A 7,241-nucleotide genomic window follows, 5' to 3' on the forward strand; every position below is an offset into this window, starting at 1 on the left:
GGCCGGGCGGCCGAAGTGGATCAGGTGGCCTCGGTGTCGAACGGCGCAGGCGCATCTGTTCGACTGATCTTGGGACGAACCTGCTGCGCTGTCGCGGCCGACGCCGCCACAGCCGTCGCTGCCGCGGGGGCCGGGTCGTCGGTCAGCGCATCGCGCACGATCCTTCGCGGGTCGTACTGCCGCGGATCGAGTCGCTTCCAGTCGACGTCGTCGAACTCGGGGCCCATCTCGTCGCGCATCTTCTCTTTGGCGCCCTTGGCGTAGTTGCGCACGGCTCTGATGCCGTCGCGCAGCTTGGCCGCATAGAGCGGCAGCTTCGCCGGACCGAGCACGGCGATCGCAAGCAGTGCGATGGGCAGCAGCTTGTCGAGGCTCAGACCGAGAAAGTTCACACTCCTCATAATAGGCCAGGGCGCGCCTCGGTCGCCTCCCCTGTTGACTGAGTACTCTTTCACCAGGAGGCGAGCGTGACGAACCCCAATCTCGTGAAGAAGTACACCGACAGCCTGCCGGTCGAGTCGGAGCCGATGAAGCGCGCCCGCGACTCAGCCGCAGAGGTCGAGATATCCCCTGTCGCTCCGGCGGTCGGGGCGCAGCTGGCTGTCTTGAGCGCATCCTGCCGCGCCAGCAGCATCCTCGAAGTCGGAACCGGCACCGGGGTCAGCGGACTCTGGCTGCTGCACGGCTCGCCCAAGGCGACCCTGACCTCGATCGACCTCGAGCTCGAGCACCAGCAGCATGCCAGGCGTGCGTTCACCGCTGCCGGCATCCCCTCGACCCGTGCTCGTCTGATCGCCGGCGACGCCACGACGGTGCTGCCCCGAATGAACGAGAGCAGCTACGACATCGTGCTGCTCGACGCTGGCTCAGAGCACGTGCTCGAGCTGGTGGAGCAGGCGCTGACGCTCGTGCGCGTCGGAGGCACCGTGTGCGTGCACGACGTGCTGCTCGACGGAGCCATCGCCGACCCTGCGCAGCGCGGCGAAGACGTGCAGGACATGCGGGCGCTCATCTCGACGCTGCTCGCGTCGGACGCGGTGGTCACGGCCATCAACCCTGCCGGCGCCGGACTGCTGCAGCTCACACGCCTCCCCGACTGAGCGGCATAGAAGAAGGGCGCGAGGCCTGCTGGCCCCGCGCCCTGTCGAGTTGCTCAAATGCGACTATGCGTTTGTGAGCACTCCGCTGATTGCCTTGTGCAGGTCGGCAGCTTCGGCGTCGTTGATCGACACGACGAGCCGTCCGCCGCCTTCAAGCGGTACACGGACGACGATGAGTCGTCCCTCCTTCACTGCCTCAAGAGGACCATCTCCGGTGCGCGGCTTCATGGCGGCCATGCGCCACCCCTTTCAGTTGTCTGCTGGACGCATCCATTCTCTCACGCTTCCCGACGCCCTGTGCGAGTCGGCGTTCAGGCGCCGCTCAGCCAATTGCGCAACCTGTTCTCACAGTCGCGGATCTGCTCGAGTTCTACGCGCTCCTGGTCGTGATGTGCCAGCAGCGGGTCGCCCGGTCCGTAATTCACGGCCGGCACTCCCAGCGCTGAAAAGCGTGCGACATCGGTCCAGCCCATCTTCGGCCGCGGTGTGAGGCCTGTCGCCCTGATGAACTCCGCCGCGAGCGGCACGGTGAGTCCGGGGCGTGCGCCTTCGGCCCTGTCGGTCACTTCGACGTCGTATCCGTCGAAGAGCTGCGTGACGTGCGCGATTGCTGCGTCTGCCGTCTTGTCGGGTGCGAACCTGTAGTTCACGGTCACTCGGCAGCTGTCGGGGATGACGTTGCCGGCGACTCCCCCTTCGATGCCGACGGCGTTGAGCCCTTCGCGGTACACGAGCCCGTCGACGTCGACGTGCGCGGCCTCGTACTCGGCAAGCACCGTCAGCACACCGGCTGCGTCATGGATCGCGTTGTGGCCGATCCAGCTTCGAGCCGAGTGCGATCTGACGCCGTGGGTCACGACGTCGAATCTGATGGTGCCGTTGCAGCCGCCTTCGACTCCGCCGTCTGAGGGCTCGCCGAGGATGGCGAAGTCGCCCCGCATGAGGTCAGGGCGCTCTCGTGCAACGATGCCGAGGCCGTTCTTGCTCTCGGCAACCTCTTCGTTGTCGTACCAGATCCAGGTCACGTCGAACGCGGGCGTTGCGATCTCAGCGGCCAGCTTGAGCTGCACTGCAACGCCGGCCTTCATGTCGACGGTGCCGCGACCCCAGAGGTACTCGACCCCGTTCTCGCTCTCGAAGCGCGTCGGAAGGTTGCCGTTGACCGGCACGGTGTCGATGTGCCCCGCGATGACGACTCTGCGATCACGGCCGAGCTCTGTGCGGGCGACCACCGTGTTGCCGATCCTCTCGACCGACAGGTGCTCGTGCATCCGCATTGTCGCCTCTATCGCGTCGGCGAGCGGCTGCTCCTCACCGGAGACCGACTGCAGGTCGCAGACGGCCTTCGTGATTGCGGCCGAATCAGCGGTCAGATCAAGCAGAGCATCAGGCATGCGGCTAGCCTAGTTGCATGGCACGCATGGCATTCGGACGCGGACTCGCAACGCTGTATCGCGGGCGGGTTCTCGACACATGGTTTCCTGAGCCCCGGCTCGGCAGCGCACCTGCGGGCGACGAGCGCTGGGTCACGGGCGACTCGCTGACCAGCGATGAAGATGACCGGCGCGGTGTCGACATCGAGCCGCGCGACGTCGAGATCGATCTTGATGCAGCACCCGCGGGAGTCGAAGACGCCTATCTGCGACTCCACCTGCTCAGCCACCGGCTCGTCGAGCCCAACAGCATCAATCTCGACGGCATCTTCGGCGTCCTGCCCGTTGTCGCATGGACCAACGGCGGCCCCGTCGATCCGTCGTTCGCCAAGGCGAATCGGCTCCAGCTACAGCGGGCCGGGCTGCAAGTGCAGCTCGTCGACCGCTTTCCGCGCATGACCGATTACGTGCTGCCTGAGGGAGTCCGCATCGGCGACTCGAGCCGTGTGCGTCTCGGCGCTCACCTGGCCGAAGGCACCGTCGTCATGCACGAGGGCTTCGTCAACTACAACGCCGGAACTCTCGGCCGCTCGATGATCGAGGGGCGCGTCTCGCAGGGAGTCGTCGTCGACGACGGAAGCGATGTCGGAGGCGGCGCATCCATCATGGGAACCCTGTCGGGTGGCGGCAAGGAGCGCGTCGTCATCGGCAAGGGCGTGCTGCTCGGCGCGAACTCGGGCGTCGGCATCTCGCTCGGCGACAACTCGATCGTCGAGGCCGGACTCTATGTAACTGCCGGAACCCGCGTCACGCTCGAAGGCCGCGAAGTGAAGGCAGTCGACCTGTCGGGCGTCGGCAACCTGCTGTTCCGCCGCAACTCGCTGACAGGCGCAGTCGAGGCAATCGAGCGATCAGGTCGCGCAGTCGAGCTCAACGACGCGCTGCACTGAGGCCAGGGAAATCCATCCCGCGACGGAGGCGAGCTGGTTGGATTCGCCCCTAGTGTTGAGCTGTGACTGAGCAACAGAGCACCCCGACAAGCTTCTCCCTTCGATCGCTGTCCAAGCGCTTCGGCCCCAGAACGGCCGTCGACAATCTGTCGCTTGATGTACCGCGCGGCTCGATGTTCGGGCTCCTTGGCCCCAACGGTGCCGGCAAGACCACGACGCTGTCGATGGCGACGGGGTTGCTGCGCCCCGATTCAGGAACCGCGTTCGTGCTCGGCCGAGACGTCTGGCAGGATCCCGTGGCGGCAAAGGCCGCGATGGGAGTGCTTCCCGAGGCTTCACAGCTGTTCGACCGGCTGACAGGCCGTGAGCTGCTGCGATACTCGGGCCTGCTCCGCCAGATGCCTCCCGCTGATGTTGCCCAGCGGACCGATGAGCTGCTCGATGCCCTCGGCATGACGGATGCGGCGAACAAGCTCGTCGTCGACTACTCGTCGGGCATGACCAAGAAGATCGGCCTGGCCACCGCCCTCATCCACGCGCCCGGGCTGCTCGTGCTCGATGAGCCGTTCGAGTCGGTCGACCCGGTCTCGGGCGAGACCATTCGGTCGATTCTGAAGTCGTACGTTGCCGGCGGAGGCACCGTCGTGCTCTCGAGCCACGTCATGGAGCTCGTCGAGAACCTCTGCGACCACGTCGCGATCATGGCGGAGGGGCGAGTCCTGTCGGCAGGAACCCTCGACGAGGTTCGCGGCGGGGCCGGTCTGCAGCAGAAGTTCCTCGATCTCGTCGGCGTGCACCAGCTCGGAGAGGGAAGCCTCGCATGGCTGCGCTCTTCGTAAAGCTGCAGTGGCGCCAGACGTTCAACATCGCCACGAAGAGCGTCTGGGCTATCGTCGGGCTCGTATTCGGAATCCTCGGTGCTTTCGGTCTCATGATCGCGAGCTTCTTCGGCGTTGTGGCGCTGCGCGTTGCACTGCCTGAGATCGTGCCGACGGCGATCCTGCTGATCGGCGCCCTCATCCCGGTATTCTGGACCGTCTCTTCAGTGATGCTCTCGGGTCAGGACCAGCTCGCTGCAGAGAAGTTCTCGCTGCTGCCCGTCACGGGCCGTCAGCTCGCAGCGGGGCACGTCGCGGCCGGCGTCTTCGGCATCGGCGGTGTCACGGCTCTCGTGTGGCTCGTGGCCGCGACGATCGGCTGGTCGGTCGCCTGGCCCGCAGCAGTCGCATTCGCAGTGCTCATACCCCTCACGCTCGTGAACACCGTGCTCATCGCACGCGTCGTCGCGATCGCCCTGGCTCGAGCGTTCGCGAGCCGCGCGCTTCGCGACGTGACGTCCATCGTGCTGATGCTGCTGCTCGTGACAGTCGGCGTCTGGGCGCAGCTCGCGATCGGCGCTGCGGCTGCCGTCGGCGAATCGTACGACCAGTTCGGTGCGGCGCTGAACGTCGTGGCCTACACACCCCTGGCAGCCACGTACGGCGTGAGCCTGGCGCTGCTCGACGGCAGCATGGTGGTCGCGGGCATTCGCCTGCTCATCGCAATCGCCACTGCCGTTGTGCTCTTCTGGCTGCTCGAGCGCATGCTCTCAGCGCGCCTGACCAACCCTGTGCAGATGCGCGGCGGCGGAACGATCAAGGGCGGCGGCCTGCTCGAGCGGCTCTTCCCGGCCACGCCGGTCGGCGCAATCGCAGTGCGAAGCCTGCGCTATCGCCGGCGTGATCCGAGACACGTCATGAACACCATTCTCATGCCGTTCCTGCCCGTGTTCATCATGGTGGTCTACTCGATCAACGACGTCGTCGGCCTCGAGACCCTGCCCTACCTCGGACTGTTCCTCCCGTTGATGGTGCTGACGGTTGTCGGCATGGATCTCGCATACGACCATGCCAATCTCGCGATGCACATCCTCGCCGGCGTGACGGGACGCGACGACCGCGCCGGGCGAGCCCTGGCAATCGGATGCTGGGCTGTTCCCTTCGCTGTGCTGCTCGTCGTTGTGCCCACGATCTTCACCGGCATCTGGGATCACCTCGTGCCCGCTCTGGCTCTGGTTCTTCCGGCCACGCTGATGGTGCTCGGAATCGCCAGCTTCCTCGGCGTGCATCTGCCGGGCCGTGCTCCGAAGCCCGGAACCAGCCCGTTCGGCAAGGGCTCAAGCGGCGGCGTTCAGGCCTTCCTGCTGATGGGGCTGGGGCTCGTGGCTGCAGTCGTGCTGATGCTGCCCACGATCGCACTGGTCATCGCAGGCATCTGGACGCCGTGGTTCGACTGGCTGGCACTTCTCGTCGGCGTGGCCAGCGGCATCGTCGTGCTGGTTCTGGGAATCCGGATGGGCGGCAAGGCACTCGACAAGCACTTTCCGCGGGTGCTCGCCGCGATCACGAGCGAGAGCTGACGGATGCGCGCTCGGCTGTCGCGTCTCAGGGCGCGTCACAGCCGGGGTCGAGCGGAAACTCGATGCAGTCCCCCCGCACCAGCCTGGTCTTGACCCAGTAGATGCTGACGGCCGCGTCGCCGGTGTCGATCGTGACCGTGCCCAGCACGGGAACTTGGGTGCCGCCGACGTGCACCACTGCCGAATACTCGACGGAAGCGCTCACGACGTAGTCGCCGGACTCGGTGTAGACGTGTGAGGTCTCGGTCTGTGCCCAGGGCTGACCATCGGCCCACGCGTGACCCGGGGCTGTGTGGCTGGTGACCGTGCCGTCGCCGTAGTCAACTGTGAACGAGACCGGCTGCCATGAGATTGTGACAGGGCGTCCCAGCACCGTGCCTGTGGACGTGTGCGCCTCGGCATCGGTGAACACATTCACCGGACGATTGACGATCCCCCACCCGTTCGGCTCGACGATCAGCTCAGAGGTCGAAGGCTGGAACTGCGCCACATCGCGCACCGTGATCACGACAGGGTCCGTCGGAACCGTGTCGTCATACGGCTCGCGATCAACCCACCGCTGAAACGCGCACTCACGCGGATCCGTGGCCGGGTCACAGCCGTAGTACGGGGCGTCGTCGCCATATGATCCGTCATCGTCTACGGGTTGCGTTGAGCTGTTGCAGTCCTCCGAGAACCCGACGAAGACACCCGTGCCAAACGTGCCCGTGCTTGGGTCAACGCTGCACACCGCGGTTTGCGGCATGCCCCATGGCGCTGCGACTCCGGCAATGACGACCAGTAGGAGCCCTAAGACTGCGCGCACAGTGACCCGCTCACCTCGTCGGCGTCCACGCCGACATCCTCATGAAGCTGCAGCTTCGATTCATCAGGTGACAGCACGAGTGTGATCTCCCCCACTGAGTCTCCTGGCTCGTTCCGCAGCTCGACAGTCTCGCCATCCGAATCGACGTATGTCACGGTCTCATTGCTCAAGCACGCATAAGTCAATACTTCAGAACCACTCAGCCCGACCAATTCCATGCCCAGAAGGTCTTGAACCCCTTCTGCCTTCACTCCCTCGGGGAGGTACTCATCGAAGACCTCCTGCACATTCAGCCTGAAATCCTCGGTTGTCCACTCGTCAAGAGCCAAGTAGTTGTCGCTTCCAGACGCGCGCATGTCCTCCACGTCATCAAAGAAACCCTGGTAGGCGCGGCGAGCCTCTGCCAGCAGCTCCTCGTCGGTCATCGTCTCGAGATCGAGCACGGCAAGCGCTTCTGATGGCGGAGGCGTCGGCAGCTCGATGGTTTCCGACGGCTCGGTCGGTTCTTCGCCCGCGCATCCGATTGCAGACACCGCAATCGCTGCCATCACACCCACAGTTGCCAAAGCTCTCCATCGCATGCGCACAGCGTACAAACGCAGCCCAAACCGCCGC

Annotated in this window: 9 protein-coding genes; 4 read left to right on the plus strand and 5 right to left on the minus strand. The window is 65.4% G+C overall.

The window, feature by feature from the left end:
- Nucleotides 1-20 precede the first annotated feature (20 nt).
- Nucleotides 21-392, minus strand: a complete 372-nt coding sequence (locus CZ674_RS07390) for a Sec-independent protein translocase family protein (RefSeq protein ID WP_234988488.1) — start codon at nucleotides 390-392, stop codon at nucleotides 21-23.
- Nucleotides 393-467: 75 nt separating this feature from the next.
- On the opposite strand from CZ674_RS07390, the gene CZ674_RS07395 reads away from it, so the two are divergent.
- A complete protein-coding gene (locus tag CZ674_RS07395; protein WP_234988489.1) occupies nucleotides 468-1,100 on the plus strand; it encodes an O-methyltransferase in 633 nt (210 codons plus the stop codon).
- 63 nt (nucleotides 1,101-1,163) lie between these two features.
- Here the strand turns inward: CZ674_RS07395 and CZ674_RS07400 are convergent, their stop codons facing one another.
- Together CZ674_RS07400 and dapE are read right to left on the minus strand one after the other, a co-directional pair.
- A complete protein-coding gene (locus CZ674_RS07400) occupies nucleotides 1,164-1,337 on the minus strand; it encodes a DUF3117 domain-containing protein (protein WP_086991883.1) in 174 nt (57 codons plus the stop codon).
- A gap of 74 nt (nucleotides 1,338-1,411) precedes the next feature.
- Nucleotides 1,412-2,494, minus strand: coding sequence for a succinyl-diaminopimelate desuccinylase (gene dapE, locus CZ674_RS07405; RefSeq protein WP_086991884.1), 1,083 nt, complete (start codon nucleotides 2,492-2,494; stop codon nucleotides 1,412-1,414).
- A 17-nt stretch (nucleotides 2,495-2,511) separates the two neighbouring features.
- Here dapE and dapD point away from each other — a divergent pair, with 17 nt between their 5' ends.
- The 3 genes from dapD (at nucleotide 2,512) to CZ674_RS07420 (ending at nucleotide 5,821) form a co-directional block, all read left to right on the plus strand.
- Complete coding sequence (gene dapD / locus CZ674_RS07410) at nucleotides 2,512-3,423, plus strand: 2,3,4,5-tetrahydropyridine-2,6-dicarboxylate N-succinyltransferase (RefSeq protein ID WP_086991885.1); 912 nt, start codon at nucleotides 2,512-2,514, stop codon at nucleotides 3,421-3,423.
- 62 nt (nucleotides 3,424-3,485) lie between these two features.
- Nucleotides 3,486-4,262, plus strand: coding sequence for an ABC transporter ATP-binding protein (locus CZ674_RS07415; protein ID WP_086991886.1), 777 nt, complete (start codon nucleotides 3,486-3,488; stop codon nucleotides 4,260-4,262).
- Complete coding sequence (locus CZ674_RS07420; RefSeq protein WP_086991887.1) at nucleotides 4,244-5,821, plus strand: hypothetical protein; 1,578 nt, start codon at nucleotides 4,244-4,246, stop codon at nucleotides 5,819-5,821. Before CZ674_RS07415 ends, CZ674_RS07420 begins: the two co-directional genes overlap by 19 nt.
- Nucleotides 5,822-5,846: 25 nt before the next feature.
- Here the strand turns inward: CZ674_RS07420 and CZ674_RS07425 are convergent, their stop codons facing one another.
- Nucleotides 5,847-6,626, minus strand: coding sequence for a hypothetical protein (locus CZ674_RS07425; RefSeq protein WP_143244675.1), 780 nt, complete (start codon nucleotides 6,624-6,626; stop codon nucleotides 5,847-5,849).
- The coding region (locus CZ674_RS07430) for a hypothetical protein (protein WP_234988490.1) at nucleotides 6,611-7,241 on the minus strand (631 nt) is incomplete at its 5' end. The genes CZ674_RS07425 and CZ674_RS07430, both read right to left, overlap by 16 nt.

The sequence above is a fragment of the Agrococcus casei LMG 22410 genome (assembly GCF_900163565.1).
In the GTDB taxonomy this organism is placed as follows: Bacteria; Actinomycetota; Actinomycetes; order Actinomycetales; family Microbacteriaceae; genus Agrococcus; species Agrococcus casei.

Bases quoted from the DNA above. Each gene is read 5' to 3' on its own strand.
- CZ674_RS07400 (WP_086991883.1), bottom strand. From the start codon at position 1,337: ATGGCCGCCATGAAGCCGCGCACCGGAGATGGTCCTCTTGAGGCAGTG.
- dapE (WP_086991884.1), bottom strand. From the start codon at position 2,494: ATGCCTGATGCTCTGCTTGATCTGACCGCTGATTCGGCCGCAATCACG.
- dapD (WP_086991885.1), top strand. From the start codon at position 2,512: ATGGCACGCATGGCATTCGGACGCGGACTCGCAACGCTGTATCGCGGG.
- CZ674_RS07420 (WP_086991887.1), top strand. From the start codon at position 4,244: ATGGCTGCGCTCTTCGTAAAGCTGCAGTGGCGCCAGACGTTCAACATC.